This is a genomic window from Bifidobacterium stellenboschense (assembly GCF_000741785.1).
Classification (GTDB): domain Bacteria; phylum Actinomycetota; class Actinomycetes; order Actinomycetales; family Bifidobacteriaceae; genus Bifidobacterium; species Bifidobacterium stellenboschense.
This window is the reverse complement of sequence record NZ_JGZP01000021.1, coordinates 74,068-91,920: the sequence shown is the minus strand read 5'-3', so window position 1 is coordinate 91,920 and position 17,853 is coordinate 74,068. Positions and strand designations below refer to the sequence as shown.

Here is a 17,853-nt window from a genome sequence, read left to right as displayed (position 1 = left end):
TCGCGTGCGGCCTGCAGCGCCTCGCGCGAGACCGAGGAGTCGTCGCCCTTCGCGACGACCGGCGCGAGCGAGCCGTCCGGCCCCTCATCGAGCAGCACGGTGCGGCGCGGCGTGCCGTACTTCGCGACCGTCTCGTCCATCTCGCGCACGACCACGCGGTCCAATTCGGCCGCGGAGGCGAGAATGCGCTCCAGCTCCTCGATGCGCTTCTTCAGGTCGTCGCGCTCCGCCTCCAGTTCGATGCGGCTCATGCGCGTCAGGCGACGCAGACGAAGATCGAGGATGTACTGCGCCTGCACCTCGTCCAGGTCGAACACGGCCATCAGCCGGTTCTTCGCCGTGTCCGCGTCGTCGGAGGTGCGGATCACCTGGATCACCTCGTCGATGTCCACCATGGCGAGCAGCAGGCCCTCCACCAGATGCAGGCGCTCCAACGCCTTCCTGCGGCGGAATTCGCTACGGCGGCGCACCACCACGCGGCGATGCTCCACCCACACCTGCAAGAGCTCCTTCAGACCCATCGTGTGCGGGCGTCCGTCGACCAGCGCCACGTTGTTGATGGTGAAGTTGTCCTGCAACGGCGTGTGCTTGAACAGCTGCGCGAGCACCGCGTTCGGGTCGTAGCCGGTCTTGATCTCGATGACGATGCGCGTGCCGTTATGGCGGTCCGTCAGGTCGATGGCGCTGGTGATGCCCTCCAGCTTGCGGCTCTTCACACCCTCCGAGATGCGTTCCAGCACGCGCTCCGGCCCCACCATGAACGGCAGCTCGGTCACGACGATCGCCTTCTTGCGGGCGGTCACGTTCTCGATGTGCGTCTTCGAGCGGGTGGTGAGCGTGCCGCGGCCCGTCTCGTACGCCTCGCGGATGCCGTTGCGGCCGATGACGATGCCGCCGCCCGGCCAGTCCGGTCCGGGCACGTAGTGCATGAGCTCCTCGAGCGTCGAGTCGGGGTTCGCCATGAGATGCTTCGCCGCGGCGACGACCTCGCCGAGGTTGTGCGTGGCCATGTTCGTCGCCATGCCCACCGCGATGCCCGAGCCGCCGTTGACCAGCAGGTTCGGGATGGCCGACGGCAGCACCGTCGGCTCCTTGAGCTTGTTGTCGTAGTTCGGCGTGAAGTCGACCGTGTCCTCGTCGATGTCGGCGTTCATCGCCAGTGCGGCCGGGCCCAGACGTGCCTCCGTGTAACGCGAGGCCGCCGGACCGTCATCGAGCGAACCGAAGTTGCCGTGGCCGTCCACGAGCGGCAGCCGCATCGCGAACGGCTGGGCGAGACGCACCATCGCCTCGTAGATCGCGGAGTCGCCGTGCGGGTGCAGCTTGCCCATCACCTCGCCGACCACGCGCGCCGACTTCATGTACGGGCGGTCCGGGGTCAGGTTCATCTGGCCCATCTGGTAGATGATGCGCCGCTGCACCGGCTTCAGGCCGTCACGCGCGTCCGGCAGCGCACGCGCGTAGATCACCGAATACGCGTATTCGAGGAACGACTTGCTCATCTCCTCGTTCAACGGCGTTTCGACGATATGCTCCTTCACCGTGCGCGGATCGTACGCGGCGGCTGCGGACCTGCGGTGTGATGCCATATGAAGGACTCCCTGAAGACGATTGAAAACCCGCAACATATTATCATGCCGCCCCAGTCGTCGGACCGGCGCCCGCGGACTACTACTATGGGAAGGCATGAGTGTTCAGACGCCTGAGATGGAAGAGCTGCTGCGATTGACCGATACCGCCCGATACGGGGATTGGACGGCCGGCAGCGGCGTCGGCGGCAGTGAAGGCGATGCTGTGGCCATCCGCGGCGGCGCGCGGCACCTGTCCTCCGTACTGCCCGCCATCTCGGCCGCGATCGGGCATCCTACGCCCACGCGCGTCCACCCCGATCCGAAGGCGCTGCAATCCGCGCTCGGCCTGCCCGACGCGCGTTCCGCGATCGTCGTGCTCGTGGACGGCCTCGGCTACTGGAACCTCGCCATGCGCCTCGGCCACGCCCCCTACCTGCGTGCGCTCATGCGCGACGCCGCCAACCAGCGGCCCATCTCCACGTGCGCGCCGAGCACCACCGTCGCCGCGATGGCCACGTTCGGCACCGGCACCTGCCCGGGAATGACCGGCATGGCCGGCTACACGCAATTGGAGCCGTCGTCGGGGCGTCTCATGCAGCTCATCCAGTTCAAGGACGCGCTCGCCCCGAAGCCCGCCGGCCCCGGCGGCCGGTTCGCGGTGCAGCCGGTCGACCCGATCGTCGACCCGCATGATCTGCAGCGCGAGCCCACCGTGTTCGAGCGTCTCGCCGCCGAAGGCGTGCCCGTCACCAGCTCCGGTCTCGCCAAGTTCAAGGGGTCGCCACTCACCGAGGCGGCGTTGCGCGGTGGAACCTACGTGTCCGGCGTGACGCCGCGCGACCGCGTGCGCGCCGCCGCGCGGGCCGTGCGCGAGCCGGGGCTTGCCTACCTGTACATCCGCGACGCCGACAAGGTCGGCCACAACCACGGCTGGGATTCGGAGCAGTGGATCGGCACGTTCGAGCGCATTGACGCGCAATTGGCGACGCTCAGGCGCGAAGCGCCCAAGGGCACGCTCATCGTCATCGTCGCCGATCACGGCATGGTCATGTCCGATGAGCATGAGCGCATCGACATCGCCGTCGAGCCGGAGCTCGCGCGGGGCGTGCGTCTGGTGGGCGGCGAACCCCGCGCCCTCATGCTCTACGCCGAGCCGGACGAGAATCCGGAAGACATCGCCGCGCGATGGCGCGAGCGTCTGGGGGAGAAGGCGCTGGTGCGCACGAAGCGCGAGGCCATCGCCGACGGTCTGTTCGGACCGGTCGATGCGCGCGTCGCACCGATGCTCGGCGACGTGATCGTGCAGGCCGCCGGCCAGGTCACGCTCGTCGACAGCCGCACCCAGTCGGACAAGGCGACCCGTCTGCCCAGCGTGCACGGCTCCCAGACCATGCTGGAAATGGACATCCCCTGCCTCATCGACATGGCCTGACGGCCGTCGACAAAGACAGGGGATGAAGCGCGCGAACGGACGGCGGCGAAGTCCGCCGCCCGTCACTCGCCGAAGAGGATCTCGTCCCAGCTGGGCACCGCGGAACGGCCGGAACGGCGACGCGCCGTCTCCTCGCGTTCCGTGCGCGGACGCTCCCCGCCGCCGGCCGGCGCCGACGGCTGCTCCACGTCCGCCACGTCGGCCAGACGCGCCGGATCTCCGAGACGCCCGGCATCGGCCGTGCCGTCGGCGTTCTGGTTCGGCGGCAGCTCCACGTTCGGACGGAACACGGGGATGTCGTCCGTGGTCGTCGCCGTCGACGGATCACCCGTCGCGGCGGGAGCGGGGGAGCCGTCGACGGCGGACTCCGGCCGCATGGCGGGCAGCGACGGCGACGGCAACGCGACTGACATGTTGCCGGTCGTCGCGGGCGAGGCCGAAGCGCCGGAGCCGCCGGTCTCGCCGGGAACGGCGGACGGCGTGGGCTGCGACGCCGCCGTCTGGCCGGAGGCGGCCGGAGCGGCGCCCAGGTTCACGGGGAACGACTCGCGTCCGCCGGCCGGCTGCGCGCCGGCCGGACGCGTGATGGACGGCGCGCCCGCGACGCCGCTCGCCGCGGCCGACGCGTCCGGCTCCGGGCCGACGCCGAGGCTCTGCTCGCCGATCAGCTTGCGGGCGGCCGCGTTCAGGCACACCACGGAATTGTCGTGCATGTCCCACGTCCATTCGGCATGCACCTTGCGCCCCGCGGACATGAACCGGGCGACGATGTGCCACGGCTCATGGTGGCGTCGGGTCGCCGACCAGGAGAGCGTGGAGCGGTCCACGCGCGCCGCCAGCAGCGTCATGTCGATGATCTCCTCGAGCGTGCGTAGACGCGACTCCTTCGGAGCCGGCACCCGTTTGAACTGTTCGATCGCATACTGCTTCTCCGTCTGCACCGAAGCGGAGAAGCGGCGCACCAGCGCCTCGGCCAGACCGTAGCGGGCCGCCACCTTCGCCGGGTCGGCCCCCGCGCGGATCAGCTGCTGGATCTGCGAGATCGGCAGGGTGTCCGTCGTATGCGGTTCACGACGCTTCAACGTCTCGGAACGGATCTGCTTGGCCTCAAGCAGGGCCCGCTCCAACGCGTCGTCCACCGTGACGACGAAACGCTCACCACCCGCTTCGAACACCAGGTCGCCGGCGTCGGAGACATGGTCGAGACGGGCTCCCCGAGGCGAATTGTCAGGCATGCGCGCACCACTTTCCTCAAAAACTTGTATCACAATACAGTATGCCCCACGTGTCGAACTTTACGAGTATTTGAAATCGTGTATTCTATGGGCGAGTAAACCAGTCTTCGGGCCCCGCGCCATGCGGCGTGCCCCGTGCCATGAAAGGATCGCGATGGCTCAGGATTATGATTCCCCCCGCAATAAGGACGAGGATGAGGAATCGCTGCAGGCTCTGGGTAAGGGCTCGCAGAACTCATCGAGCGACATCGACGACGACGAGAACGCCATTGCCGAGGACTACGAGCTGCCGGGCGCGGACCTGAGCAACGAGGATTCCTCGGTGACGGTCATCCCGATGCAGGGCGACGAATTCATCTGCTCCGAATGCTTCCTCGTCAAGCACCGCAGCCAGCTCGCCTACATGACCGACGACGGCCAGCCCGTGTGCCAGGAGTGCGCTGCCTGATGACTTTCGACCCCGCGTACAACGAACCCGAGAACACGGAGGTTCTCGTCAAGGCCGTGAATCCGGAACAGCCGGCCGAACTCGCCCGGCTGTTCTACGCCCACGCGGGCGACGCGGGCGCCGACCTGCGTGCCGCCGAGGCGTTCGAGCTCAAGCCGTTCCAGCGCGCCCTCGTGCCGACCGGCGTGGCCATCGCGCTGCCGGCAGGCTACGTGGGGCTCGTGCACCCGCGCTCCGGTCTCGCCGCCAAGCAGGGCGTGACCGTGCTCAACGCGCCCGGCACCATCGACGCCGGCTACCGCGGCGAGATCAAGGTGCCGCTCATCAACCTCGATCCGGAGCGCACCGCGCGCTTCGAGGTCGGCGACCGCATCGCGCAGCTCGTCATCCAGCGCTACGTCGAGGCGAGGTTCGTGCCCGCCGGGACGCTGCCCGGATCCGATCGCGCGGAACGGGGATTCGGCTCCACGGGAGTCGCCTGATACGCGGTAGGATAAACGCGTCGGACGCGTGGAAGACGCGTTAGGATGGAAATCCATACGAGCGAGGGAGGTGCGCCATGGCGGGCGACGATATGGAATTCGATTCCGCACGCAAACTGGGATGCGAGGTCAGCACCGATCCGATCAATCCGCTGCTGCCGATCATGCAGGCGTGCCGCGTGCACCATCCCGGCGAGGACCTGACCATCCTCGAACGCGCGTACCGGCGCGCCGTGATCCAGCATTCCGCGCAGCGGCGCAAGTCCGGCGAACCGTACATCATCCACCCGCTCGCCGTCGCGCAGATCCTCGCCGACCTCGGCATGGGTCCGCTGGTCGTGGCCGCCGGCCTCCTGCACGACACGGTGGAGGACACCGACTACACGCTCGACCAGTGCCGCGCCGAATTCGGCGACACCGTCACCGGCCTCGTGGACGGCGTCACCAAGCTCTCCAAGATGGAGTACGGCGATTCGGCGCAGGCCGAGACCATCCGCAAGATGGTCGTCGCGATGAGCCGCGACGTGCGCGTGCTCGTCGTCAAGCTCGCCGACCGCGTGCACAACGCGCGCACCTGGCGCTACGTGAAGACCTCCAGCGCCGTGAAGAAGGCGCACGAGACGCTCGACGTGTACGCGCCGCTCGCCAACCGCCTCGGCATGAACGCCATCAAGACCGAGCTCGAGGAGCTGAGCTTCAAGGTCATCTACCCGAAGATCTACAACGAGATCGTCGTGCTCGTCGCCCGCAGGGCCGGCCAGCGCGACGTGTACCTCAAGCAGATCCTCGCCGAGATCAACGAGGATCTCGATGCGCAGCACATCAAGGCGTACGTGACCGGACGCCCGAAGGACTACTTCTCCATCTATCAGAAGATGATCGTGCGTGGCCACGATTTCGCCAATATCTACGATCTGGTGGGCGTGCGCATCATCGTCGATTCGATTCAGGACTGCTATGCGGCGCTCGGCGCCGTGCATGCGCGGTGGAACCCGGTTCCCGGCCGGTTCAAGGACTACATCGCGATGCCGAAGCTCAACATGTACCAGTCGCTGCACACCACGGTGGTCGGCCCCGGTGGCAAGCCCGTCGAGATCCAGATCCGCACGTGGGACATGCACCGCCGCGCCGAATTCGGCATCGCCGCGCACTGGAAGTACAAGGAGAACGGCCAGGCGGGCCGCGCCCTGAGCTCGCCGGACAAGTCCGACCGCAAGCGCGAGGGCTCCGAGAACCAGGAGCTGAGCGAGGCCGACAACCTCAAATGGATCCAGCAGCTCGCCGATTGGACCTCCGAGACCCCCGACTCCAACGAGTTCCTCGGCTCACTCAAAGAGGATCTCGGTTCGGCCGAAGTGTACGTGTTCACGCCGAAGGGCAAGATCATCTCGCTGCCGGCGGCCGCCACCCCCATCGACTTCGCCTACGCGGTGCACACCGAGGTCGGCCACCGCACGATGGGCGCGCGCGTCAACGGGCGTCTCGTCCCGCTCGACACGAAGCTCGAGAACGGCGACACCGTCGAGATCCTCACCTCCAAGTCGGACACGGCCGGCCCGTCGCGCGACTGGCTGAGCTTCGCGAAAAGCCCGAAGGCTCGCAACAAGATCCGCCAGTGGTTCTCCAAGGAGCGCCGCTCCGAGGCGATCGAGGAGGGCCGCGACGAGCTGACGCGCGCCATGCGCAAGCGCAGTCTGCCCATCAACACGCTGCTTACGCCCGAGGCGCTGATCGGCGTGGCGGACGAGCTCAACTTCCCGAACGCGGACGGCCTGTTCGCCGCGATCGGCGACGGCCAGATCTCCACGCAGAACGTCATCTCGCATCTCGTCAAGGACGCGGGCGCCGACGAGGTCGACGAGGAGATCGAGCAGGAGGTCCTGCCGCTCAAGCCCGTCGAGACGCGTCAGAAGACGAACAGCAGCTCCGGCGTGTCCGTCAAGGGCGTCGGCGACGTGTGGGTCAAGCTCGCCCGCTGCTGCATGCCCGTGCCCGGCGACAAGATCATCGGCTTCATCACGCGCAACCAGGGCGTGTCCGTGCATCGCACCGACTGCCAGAACATGATCGACCTCCAGCGCCGCCAGCCCGAACGCGTCGTCGAGGTCGAATGGACGAGCACCAAGGGCGTGTTCATGGTCAAGATCCAGGTGGAGGCGCTCGACCGTCGCAACCTGCTCTCCGACGTGACCCGCGTGCTCTCCGACCACGGGGTGAACATCATCTCCGGCTCGATCTCCACCGGCTCCGACCGCGTGGCCACCAGCCAGTTCAGTTTCGAGATGGCCGACCCGCAGCATCTCAACACGCTGCTCGCCGCCGTGCGCAAGATCGAGGGCGTGTTCGACGTGTACCGCATCACCGGCGCGAAGGACTCCGCCGAACCGCGTCTGCGCCGCATGCAGTAAGCGTGCGCGCTATAAGCAACGTCGATTACGACGCCGCGTTGCGCGCGGCAAACGTTTGTATAGTGGCGAAGCGTTGGGAACGACGAAAGCCGTTCACCGCCGATATGAATGATGTGATGAGAGAGGAAACCATCATGCGCTTCACCAAGTCCGCTGCGGCCGCCCTGGCCGTCGTCGCCGTCGCCGCGCTCGGCCTGTCCGCCTGCGGCAACTCGTCCACCGCCACCAGCAAGGAGGACGACAAGACCATCACCGTGGCCGCCAGCCCGACCCCGCACGCCGAGATCCTCAACAAGGCCGTCAAGCCGCTCGTCGAGAAGGACGGCTACAAGCTCGAGGTCAAGGAGTTCACCGACTACGTGCAGCCGAACACCGCCACCGAGGATGGCGAGGTTGACGCCAACTACTTCCAGCACAAGCCGTACCTCGACAACTTCAACAAGGAGAAGGGCACCCACCTCGTCTCCGTCGAGACCGTGCACTTCGAGCCGTTCGGCCTGTACCCGGGCAAGACCAAGAGCATCGCCGACCTCAAGGACGGCGCCGTCGTGGCCGTCCCGAACGACGCCACCAACGAGGCCCGCGCCCTCCTGCTCCTGCAGGACGCCGGCCTGATCAAGCTCAAGGATCCGGAGGACATCAACGCCACGCCGAAGGACATCACATCCAACCCGAAGAACCTCCAGTTCAAGGAGCTTGAGGCCGCCGTCGTGCCGACCGTCATCAACGATGTCGATATCGCCGCCCTCAACGGCAACTACGCTATCCAGGCCGGCTTCGACGTGACCAAGGACGCCCTGCAGATCGAGAAGGCCGACGGCCTCGCCGCCAAGACCTACGCGAACATCCTGGTCGTCAAGAAGGGCAACGAGAACACCGCCAAGACCAAGGAGCTCAAGAAGGCCCTCAACTCCAGCGAGGTCCGCGACTACATCAACGACAACTACAAGGGCGCCGTCGTCCCGGTCTTCTGATCCGCGCAAACCCCAACGGGGACTCGACGGGGACAGGCGAGACATGCCATCCGATACAATGCCGCACGGTATGGGCGCATGCCCGACGTGCGGCATTGCCGTGTCCGACGGATGCGGTCCGGCCTCAGGGGGCCGGTTCCGCGCATGCACGGTCCGATTCCATGACAACCACACGGTAAGGAACACTCGATGATCCAATTCGAGCATATGAAGAAAAGCTACGGCGTTGGTGCGGACGCCCACGAGGTCCTGCACGACGTCGACTTCACCATCCACGACGGCGAGGTCTTCGGCATCCTCGGCTCGTCCGGCGCCGGCAAGTCCACGCTGGTGCGCACCATCAACCTGTTGGAGCGTCCCACCGGCGGACGCATCCTCATCGACGGCGTCGATATCTCCAACGCCACCGGCAAGGAACTCAAGGCGCTGCGCGCGAAGATCGGCATGATCTTCCAGAACTTCAACCTGTTCCAGCAGCGCACCGTGCTGCGCAACATCACGTTCCCGCTGGAGCTCGCCGGCAAGCCGAAGGCGCAGCGCGTCGCCCGCGCCGAACGCCTCCTCAAGCTCGTCGGCCTCGAGGAGTACGCCGACCGCTATCCGAGCCAGCTGTCCGGCGGCCAGCAGCAGCGCGTCGCCATCGCCCGCGCCCTCGCCAACGAACCGAAGATCATGCTGTGCGACGAGGCGACCAGCGCCCTCGACTCCACTACCACCGTGCAGATCCTCGACCTGCTGCGCCGCATCAACCGCGAACTCGGCGTCACGCTCGTGGTCATTACCCACTCGTTGTCCGTGGCGCGCAACATCTGCGACCGCGTCGCCATGATCGACGGCGGCAATATCGTCGAAATGGGCGAGACCGCCGAACTGTTCGCGAACCCGAAGAGCGACATCCTCAAGGCCCTGATCGCCAGCGCCGAGGAACAGAACGGACGCGACGAGGACGAGGACGGCACGCCGGTCGCCCCGGCCGCGGGCGCCGCCGAGAACGAGGAGGCACGCTGACATGGGACAGACCATCACCGAATTCATCGCGAACTACGGCGAGCTCATGCTCGAAGGCACGCGTGACACGCTCGTCATGACCGGCGTGTCCACGCTGCTCGCCTACGTGCTCGGCGTGCCGCTCGGCGTGCTGCTCACCATCACCGGAGCGAAGTCCATTTGGCCGAACCGGCCGCTCAACACCGTGCTCGGCTGGATCGTGAACATCGGACGATCCATCCCGTTCATCATCCTGCTCGTCGCCATCATCCCGTTCACGCGCCTCATCGTCGGCACGTCGCTCGGCGTCGAAGGTGCGATGGTGCCGCTCGTCATCTCGGCCGCGCCGTTCGTGGCGCGCGTCGTCGAGCAATCCCTCGCCGACGTGGACGGCGGCCTCATCGAGGCCGCGCAGAGCTTCGGTGCGAACAACTGGCAGATCGTCACCAAGGTGCTGCTGTTCGAAAGCCTGCCGTCCCTCGTGCGTGGCGCCGCCATCACGTTCATCAACCTGTTCGGCTACTCGGCCATGGCCGGCACCGTGGGCGCCGGCGGCCTGGGCGACATCGCCATCCGCTACGGCTACCAGCGCTACGAGTACGACGTGATGCTCGTCGCCGTGATCCTGAGCGTCATCCTCGTGCAGATCATCCAGTCGTTCGGCGATTGGCTCGCCAAGCGCATCGACCATCACGCGCGCTGACCGGCGGCCTAGGCCCCGGTCCAAACCCTGTGACGTATGGCGCGGGCCCGGCTCCATTCCCCTGAAGGGGAGGGGAGCCGGGCCCGCCGTCGTCTTGCGACTATGACAGACTTGGCGCTATGACAACCATCATCATGCGCACCTCCGAAGGTGACATCACGATCAACCTGTTCGACGACAAGGCCCCGGAGACGGTGAAGAACTTCCTCGGCCTCGCCACCGGCGAGAAGGAGTGGGCGGACCCGTACACCGGCCAGCCCTCCCACGAGAAGTTCTACAACGGCCTGAGCTTCCACCGCATCATCAAGGACTTCATGATCCAGGGCGGCTGCCCGCTCGGCAACGGCACCGGCGGTCCCGGCTACGACTTCGACGACGAGATCGACCCGTCGCTCAAGTTCGACCGCCCGTACCTGCTCGCCATGGCGAACGCCGGCCTGCGCCGCGGCCGCGACGGCAAGATCCACGGCACCAACGGCTCCCAGTTCTTCATCACCACCGTGCCGACCCCGTGGCTCGACGGCCACCACACGATCTTCGGCGAGGTCGCCGACGACCAGTCCAAGGCCGTTGTCGACAAGCTCGAAGCGCTGCCGACCGACCGGATGGATCGTCCGACCGAACCGGCCGTGATCCTGTCCGTCGACGTCGCCGAGTGACGATCCGGCATCTTCGACGCTGATACGGTGGCCGGGTTCCTGATGGGGAGCCCGGCCACCGTCCGTTCCGGACGATTCCCAGTCGCCTACAGCACGTGGAAGTGCTTCAGGGCGTTCATCACGCCGTCGTGGTCGACGTCGTCGGTCACGTAGTCGGCGGCCGCCTTCGGCCCTTCGGTCGCGTTGCCCATCGCCACGCCGATACCGGCGAACTCCAGCATCGTCACGTCGTTGCCGCCGTCGCCGAACGCCATCACCTGCTCGCGCGTCCAGCCGTAGTGGCGCATGAAGCGTTCCATGCCCTTCGGCTTGCCGCCGTCCGCCGGAATCAGGTCGACGAAGTCCGGATGCCAGCGCACGCCCTGCACGTTCGCGCATAGCGAGACGATCTCACGTTCCTGCTCGTCGTCGATGTACGGGCTCACCTGGAACGTCTCATGCGTCTCGGGGCGCGTGTGCGGGTCGTCGACGAACACCTTCGGCGCGGTTTTGCCGAGCTGACGCCACGTGGCGCGCATCGGCTCGGTCACTTGGTTGAAGTACACGTAGTCGGACTCGCAGAAGTTCGCCACCACGTCCGGGTTGCGGTCCAGCCATGCGACGATCGTGCGCACGTCCCGCGGGTCGAGCGACTCCTTCTTCAGGAACCCGTGGTCGTCCACGCAGTACTGGCCGTTCAGGCCGACGATGCCGTCGAACGTAACCGGGATCATGTCGAGCACGACGGTCATGTGGCTGGGCGCGCGCCCCGAGCAGATGAACACCTTCACGCCCTTCGCCTGTAGCTGGTGCAGCGCGTCGATCGTGGACTGCGGGATCGTGTGCGTCACGAAGCTGGTGAGCGTGCCGTCGATGTCGAAGAACACGGCGCGGATGTCGGGCGTGGTCATGCTGCCTCCTTGCGGGAATCGCCTGGATGTCGGTCTGGTCTGCACACCAGTTTAGGGAGACGCACGCGGCGACACCCGTAACGGATATCGGAATCGCCTCCGGACGTGTCGGCTCCGGACACGCGTGTGCGACCTACAATCGGGCGTATGAGCGAACGCAACGACACCGACCATACAGACCACGCGACCGACATCACCGCCTCCGCAGTCGTCGGGCACGTCGAGGCCGATCCCGACCTCGTCGCCATCCGGCATTATCTGCACGCGCATCCGGAACGCAGCTTCAAGGAGTACGACACCAGCATCTACCTTGCCGACCAGCTGAAGGCGCACGGCGTGGAGGTGCTCGACAACCCGCTCGCCACCGGTGTCGTCGGACTCATCCGCGGCGAAGGCGGTCCCGGCCCGCGCGTCGCCCTGCGCGCCGACATCGACGGCCTGCCCATCGTCGAGGACACGGGACTGCCGTTCACCTCCGTCAACGAGGGCGTCATGCACGGCTGTGGGCACGACCTGCACATGACCGGACTGCTCGGTGCCGCGTTCTGGCTCGCCGACCACCGCGACCGTTTCGCCGGCAGTGTGAAGATTCTCTTCCAGCCGAGCGAGGAGACCGGCCAGGGCGCGTTCGCGATGCTCGACGCGGGGCTGCTTGACGACGTGGATGCGATCATCGGCACGCACAACAACCCGAACTACGCGCCCGGCGAGGTCGTGGTCGGCGTCGATCCGATGATGGCCGGCTGCGTGCGTTTCCAGGTGACGCTCCACGCGGAAGGCACGCACGCCGGATATCCGCACAAGGGCACCGGCCCGATCGAGGCGCTCGCGTCGATGGTGCTCGAACTGCAGACCATCGTCAGCCGCAACGTCAACGCGCTGCATCCGCTCGTCCTGTCCATCACCGAGGTGCATGGCGGGCACGTGTGGAACGTCGTACCCGCCGAAGCCGGCTTCCAGGGCACCGTGCGCTACTTCCACAAGGAGGACAGCCTGCTCGCCGAACGCCGGTTCCGCGCGGTGGTGGAACACACGGCCGAGGCGTTCGGCATCACGGCGGACGTCTCATGGGACGACTTCCAGGATCCGGTCGTCTCCGACGCGCCGCTCGCGCGCGCCGTCGCCGCCGACGTGCGCGGCTACGCGGCCCTGGAGCCGATCCGGCCGTCCATGGCGGGGGAGGACTTCTGCGAGTTCGCGCGCACGACGCGATCCGTGTTCGCGTTCATCGGATCGAACGGCGGCGACGGGTGCGCCGACTGGCATAGTCCGCGTTTCGTCGGCCTCGACGCGTCGATCCCCACGTTCGTCGACTTCTACGTGAACGCCGCGCTGCGCGTGCTCGCCGAACTCGGCGCCTCCGGTTCCGGCGACGGCCGAGGTGCCGCGCGTTGACGGGATAGGATAGGGAGACATGACACAGATTCGCTTCGCACTCGCCCAGATCGACACCTGCGTCGGCGCGCTCGACGCCAACGCCGCCAAGGTGCTCGACTACAGCCGCCGCGCCGCCGCGGATGGCGCCCAGGTCGTCGTCTTCCCGGAGATGACGCTCACCGGATACCCGATCGAGGATCTCGCCCTGCGCCGCACCTTCCGCCAGGCCGCATGGGACAAGGCCAACGAGCTCGCCGCCTCGCTGAGGAAGGAGGGGCTGCGCGACCTGTACGTGGTGGTCGGCACCGTCGGCACCGACCATGAGACCTCCAAGCCGTACAACCGTCTCGTCGTCCTGCACGACGGCGTCGTATGGTCCGGCTACGACAAGCACTTCCTGCCGAACTACGGCGTGTTCGACGAGTTCCGCATCTTCAAGGCCGGCGAACGCTCCGTCGTGCTCGACGTGGATGGCGCCCGCCTCGGCGTCGCCATCTGCGAGGACATTTGGCAGGATGGCGGTCCCGTCGCCGAACTCGCGGGACGCGACATCGACGCGCTCGTCACGATCAACGGCTCCCCGTACGAGGAAGGCAAGACCGACGTTCGTCTCGAACTGGCGAAACGTCGCGCCGCCGAGGTCGAGGCCCCGCTCATCTACGTGAACCAGGTCGGCGGCCAAGACGACCTCGTCTTCGACGGCGGCAGCTTCGTCGTCGACGCCGACGGCACGTTGCTCGAACGTTCTCCCATGTTCATGGAGGATCTCGCCTACTGGACGCTCGACACGGACAGGATGCATCAAGAGAAGGCCGCGATCACACCGAGGCTCGACCCGGACGAGGAGGTGTACACCGCCTGCGTGCTCGGACTCAAGGACTACATGGCCAAGAACGGCTTCAAGGGCGTCACGCTCGGTCTGTCCGGCGGCATCGATTCCGCACTCGTCGCCGCCATGGCGGCCGACGCGGTCGGCGGCGCCAACGTACACGGCATCTCCATGCCCTCCATGTACTCCTCCGACGGCTCCAAGGACGACGCGGCCGATCTGGCCGCGAACATCGGCGCCCACTACGACGTGCAGCCCATCGAACCGCTGTTCACCGCGTTCCAAGGCCAGCTCGACCTCGACGGCGTGGCCGCCGAAAACCTGCAGGCGCGCATCCGCGGCGTCATCGTCATGGCCTACTCGAACTCGAAGGGGCTGCTCGCCGTCGCCACCGGCAACAAGTCCGAGCTCGCCTGCGGCTACTCCACGATCTACGGCGACGCGGTCGGCGGCTACGCGCCGATCAAAGACCTGCTCAAGACACGTGTGTGGGAGCTCTCCCGCTGGCGCAACAAGGCGGCCGCGGCGGGCGTCGGCATCGGCGGCCTCAAGATCGTCGGCAATGAGGCGGGTGATACGGGCGTGTCGTTGAAGGATGGCGTGATGATCCCGGTCGCCTCCATCGAGAAGGCGCCATCCGCCGAGCTGCGCCCCGGACAGAAGGACTCCGATTCGCTGCCCGAGTACGAACTGCTCGATCAGGTGCTCGCCGCGTACATCGAGCACGCGCACGGCCGTGCCGACCTGCTCGCCGACGGCTTCGACGAGAAAACGGTGGATACGGTGATGCGGCTCGTCGACCGCGCCGAATGGAAGCGCCGCCAGTACCCGCTGGGGCCGAAGGTCACCGCGCTCGCATTCGGGCGTGACCGCCGCCTGCCGATCACCAACGCGTTCCGCGAGTAGTCCGGTGTCCGTGGCTCCCTCGTCGCGGGGGAGCCACGCGGTTTTCGGGGACGTGCTCGCCTAGTCGAGCCTGGTCGAGTCTGGTCGAGCAGCATGGCGCCTCATCGCATTGCGCATCATGGTATGAAGGGAGTTCATCATGGCGAAGGACACACGGTGGTATTTCAACATGGTCACGGGAGAGCCCGAACAGGGGCCGAAGTCTCCGATCGAGCAGCGCATGGGACCGTACAAGTCCCGTGAGGACGCGCTCGACGCGTGGAGGATCTTCCAGGACCGTGAGACCCTCTGGAAGGAGCAGGACCGCCAATGGAACCTCGACTGGGACCGGCCTCATAAGGCATAGCGGCGCGGCGCATGGCGGCGCGTAGCGGCCATGCGGGGGCGGCAAGGCCCCGGGGCCGCCGCCAATCGCGGCAATTCGTGGGAACCGGCGCAAAACGGGCGTGTGAACGATAACGGAATGTGAGATATGTCACGCCCGTTTTGCGCCTTTTCCCATTTTCGGGCGGTTACACTGGGAGACAACGACGACGAAGGTGCGTCGGATCAAGAACAACACCAAGGAGTGGATATGACAGCTGTTGAATCTGCTGCACTGACCGCGGAAGAGCTCGACGCGAAGGCGTGGGACGGCTTTGAGGGCGGCAACTGGCAGAAGGACATCGACGTTCGCGACTTCATCCAGAAGAACTACACCCCGTACACCGGCGACGAGAGCTTCCTCGCCCCCGCCACCGAGAAGACCAAGCACCTGTGGAAGTACCTCGACGACAACTACCTGGCCGTCGAGCGTAAGCAGCGCGTCTACGACGTGGACACCCACACCCCGGCGGGCATCGACGCCTTCCCGGCCGGCTACATCGATTCCCCCGAGGTCGACAACGTGGTCGTCGGCCTGCAGACCGACGTTCCCTGCAAGCGTGCGATGATGCCGAACGGCGGCTGGCGCATGGTCGAGCAGGCCATCAAGGAAGCCGGCAAGGAGCCGGATCCGGAGATCAAGAAGATCTTCACCAAGTACCGCAAGACCCACAACGACGGCGTCTTCGGCGTGTACACCAAGCAGATCAAGGTCGCCCGTCACAACAAGATCCTCACCGGTCTGCCGGATGCCTACGGCCGTGGCCGCATCATTGGCGACTACCGCCGCGTCGCCCTGTACGGCGTGAACAAGCTGATCGCCTTCAAGAAGCGCGACAAGGACTCCGTGCCGTACCGCAACGACTTCACCGAGCCGGAGATCGAGCACTGGATCCGCTTCCGCGAAGAGCACGACGAGCAGATCAAGGCCCTCAAGCAGCTCATCAACCTCGGCAACGAGTACGGCCTCGACCTGACCCGTCCGGCGCAGACCGCGCAGGAGGCCGTGCAGTGGACCTACATGGGCTACCTCGCCTCCATCAAGTCCCAGGACGGCGCCGCCATGTCCTTCGGCCGCAACTCCGCGTTCCTCGACTGCTACATCGAGCGTGACCTGCAGGCCGGCAAGATCACCGAGACCGACGCCCAGGAGCTCATCGACAACATCGTCATGAAGCTGCGCATCGTGCGCTTCCTGCGCACCAAGGACTACGACGCCATCTTCTCCGGCGATCCGTACTGGGCGACCTGGTCCGACGCCGGCTTCGGCGACGACGGCCGTCCGCTGGTCACCAAGACCTCGTTCCGTCTGCTCAACACCCTGACCCTCGAGCACCTCGGACCCGGCCCGGAGCCGAACATCACCATCTTCTGGGATCCGAAGCTGCCGGAAGGCTACAAGCGCTTCTGCGCCAAGATCTCCATCGACACCTCGGCCATCCAGTACGAGTCCGACAAGGAGATTCGCGGCCACTGGGGCGACGACGCGGCCATCGCGTGCTGCGTCTCCCCGATGCGCGTCGGCAAGCAGATGCAGTTCTTCGCCGCCCGCGTGAACTCCGCCAAGGCCCTGCTCTACGCCATCAACGGCGGTCGTGACGAGATGACCGGCATGCAGGTCATCGACAAGGGCGTGATCGAGCCGATCACCCCGGAGGCCGACGGCACCCTCGATTACGAGAAGGTCAAGAACAACTACGAGAAGGCCCTCGAATGGCTGTCCGAGACCTACGTGATGGCGCTGAACATCATCCACTACATGCACGATAAGTACGCGTACGAGTCCATCGAGATGGCCCTGCACGACAAGGAGGTGTACCGCACCCTCGGCTGCGGCATGTCCGGTCTGTCCATCGCCGCCGACTCCCTCGCCGCGATTAAGTACGCCAAGGTGTACCCGATCACCAACGCCGAGGCCAAGACCCTCGAAGGCCACGAGTACGAGTACGTCGAGGGTGCCGACGACGATTTGGTCGTGGGCTACCGCACCGAGGGCGAGTTCCCGGTCTACGGCAACGACGACGATCGCGCCGACGACATCGCCAAGTGGGTCGTCTCCACGGTCATGGGCCAGGTCAAGCGTCTGCCGGTCTACCGCGGCGCCGTCCCGACCCAGTCCATCCTGACGATCACCTCCAACGTCGAGTACGGCAAGAACACCGGTTCCTTCCCGTCCGGCCACAAGAAGGGCACCCCGTACGCCCCGGGTGCGAACCCGGAGAACGGCATGGACTCCCACGGCATGCTGCCGTCCATGTTCTCCGTCGGCAAGATCGACTACAACGACGCTCTTGACGGCATCTCGCTGACCAACACCATCACCCCCGATGGCCTCGGTCGCGACGAGGACGAGCGCATCGGCAACCTGGTCGGCATCCTCGACGCCGGCAACGGCCACGGTCTCTACCACGCGAACATCAACGTCCTGCGCAAGGAGACCATGGAGGATGCCGTCGAGCACCCGGAGAAGTACCCGCACCTGACCGTGCGCGTCTCCGGCTACGCGGTGAACTTCGTCAAGCTCACCAAGGAGCAGCAGCTCGACGTCATCTCCCGTACCTTCCACCAGGGCGCCGTCACCGACTGATT

15 protein-coding genes are annotated in these 17,853 nt (G+C 66.3%); 12 read left to right on the top strand and 3 right to left on the bottom strand.

The features are described from left to right. The coding region (locus tag BSTEL_RS09795) for a DNA gyrase/topoisomerase IV subunit A (protein ID WP_034530009.1) at positions 1–1,589 on the bottom strand (1,589 nt) is incomplete at its 3' end. Between the two features lie 97 nt (positions 1,590–1,686). Here BSTEL_RS09795 and BSTEL_RS09790 point away from each other — a divergent pair. Then, a complete protein-coding gene (locus tag BSTEL_RS09790) occupies positions 1,687–3,003 on the top strand; it encodes an alkaline phosphatase family protein (protein ID WP_034530008.1) in 1,317 nt (438 codons plus the stop codon). A gap of 62 nt (positions 3,004–3,065) precedes the next feature. On the opposite strand, the gene sepH is transcribed toward BSTEL_RS09790, so the two are convergent. Then, entirely contained in the window at positions 3,066–4,238 is a 1,173-nt protein-coding gene (gene sepH / locus BSTEL_RS09785) for a septation protein SepH (protein WP_034530007.1), read from the bottom strand. Between the two features lie 154 nt (positions 4,239–4,392). On the opposite strand from sepH, the gene BSTEL_RS09780 reads away from it, so the two are divergent. The 7 genes from BSTEL_RS09780 (at position 4,393) to BSTEL_RS09750 (ending at position 10,899) form a co-directional block, all read left to right on the top strand. Beyond that, positions 4,393–4,686: a DUF4193 domain-containing protein gene (locus BSTEL_RS09780; protein WP_034530006.1), complete on the top strand. Its 294-nt coding sequence runs from the start codon at positions 4,393–4,395 to the stop codon at positions 4,684–4,686. Continuing rightward, positions 4,686–5,168 carry a dUTP diphosphatase gene (gene dut / locus BSTEL_RS09775; RefSeq protein ID WP_034530005.1) on the top strand — a complete coding sequence of 161 codons (483 nt, stop codon included), beginning with the start codon at positions 4,686–4,688 and terminating at the stop codon, positions 5,166–5,168. The genes BSTEL_RS09780 and dut overlap by 1 nt, the downstream gene beginning before the upstream one ends. A 77-nt stretch (positions 5,169–5,245) precedes the next feature. Continuing rightward, complete coding sequence (locus BSTEL_RS09770) at positions 5,246–7,576, top strand: RelA/SpoT family protein (RefSeq protein ID WP_034530004.1); 2,331 nt, start codon at positions 5,246–5,248, stop codon at positions 7,574–7,576. Positions 7,577–7,710: 134 nt separating this feature from the next. Continuing rightward, on the top strand, positions 7,711–8,550 hold the full coding sequence (locus tag BSTEL_RS09765; protein ID WP_034530003.1) for a MetQ/NlpA family ABC transporter substrate-binding protein: 840 nt from the start codon (positions 7,711–7,713) through the stop codon (positions 8,548–8,550). A gap of 189 nt (positions 8,551–8,739) precedes the next feature. Further along, positions 8,740–9,558 (top strand): methionine ABC transporter ATP-binding protein, encoded by an 819-nt coding sequence (locus BSTEL_RS09760; RefSeq protein WP_051923054.1) that lies wholly within the window; start codon positions 8,740–8,742, stop codon positions 9,556–9,558. 1 nt (position 9,559) lies between these two features. Continuing rightward, positions 9,560–10,240: a methionine ABC transporter permease gene (locus BSTEL_RS09755; protein ID WP_034530002.1), complete on the top strand. Its 681-nt coding sequence runs from the start codon at positions 9,560–9,562 to the stop codon at positions 10,238–10,240. Between the two features lie 119 nt (positions 10,241–10,359). Continuing rightward, positions 10,360–10,899, top strand: coding sequence for a peptidylprolyl isomerase (locus tag BSTEL_RS09750; protein WP_034530001.1), 540 nt, complete (start codon positions 10,360–10,362; stop codon positions 10,897–10,899). Between the two features lie 86 nt (positions 10,900–10,985). Here the strand turns inward: BSTEL_RS09750 and BSTEL_RS09745 are convergent, their stop codons facing one another. Then, the gene (locus BSTEL_RS09745) at positions 10,986–11,789 is read right to left on the bottom strand and encodes a Cof-type HAD-IIB family hydrolase (RefSeq protein WP_034530000.1); all 804 of its coding nucleotides are present in this window, start codon (positions 11,787–11,789) and stop codon (positions 10,986–10,988) included. Between the two features lie 147 nt (positions 11,790–11,936). Here BSTEL_RS09745 and BSTEL_RS09740 point away from each other — a divergent pair, with 147 nt between their 5' ends. The 4 genes from BSTEL_RS09740 (at position 11,937) to pflB (ending at position 17,851) form a co-directional block, all read left to right on the top strand. Next, entirely contained in the window at positions 11,937–13,184 is a 1,248-nt protein-coding gene (locus tag BSTEL_RS09740) for a M20 metallopeptidase family protein (protein ID WP_084686254.1), read from the top strand. A 19-nt stretch (positions 13,185–13,203) separates the two neighbouring features. Next, a complete protein-coding gene (locus BSTEL_RS09735; RefSeq protein WP_034529999.1) occupies positions 13,204–14,901 on the top strand; it encodes an NAD+ synthase in 1,698 nt (565 codons plus the stop codon). 139 nt (positions 14,902–15,040) lie between these two features. Beyond that, positions 15,041–15,247: a hypothetical protein gene (locus tag BSTEL_RS09730; RefSeq protein WP_034529998.1), complete on the top strand. Its 207-nt coding sequence runs from the start codon at positions 15,041–15,043 to the stop codon at positions 15,245–15,247. 228 nt (positions 15,248–15,475) lie between these two features. Then, complete coding sequence (gene pflB, locus BSTEL_RS09725; protein WP_034529997.1) at positions 15,476–17,851, top strand: formate C-acetyltransferase; 2,376 nt, start codon at positions 15,476–15,478, stop codon at positions 17,849–17,851. The last annotated feature ends 2 nt before the right edge of the window (positions 17,852–17,853 follow it).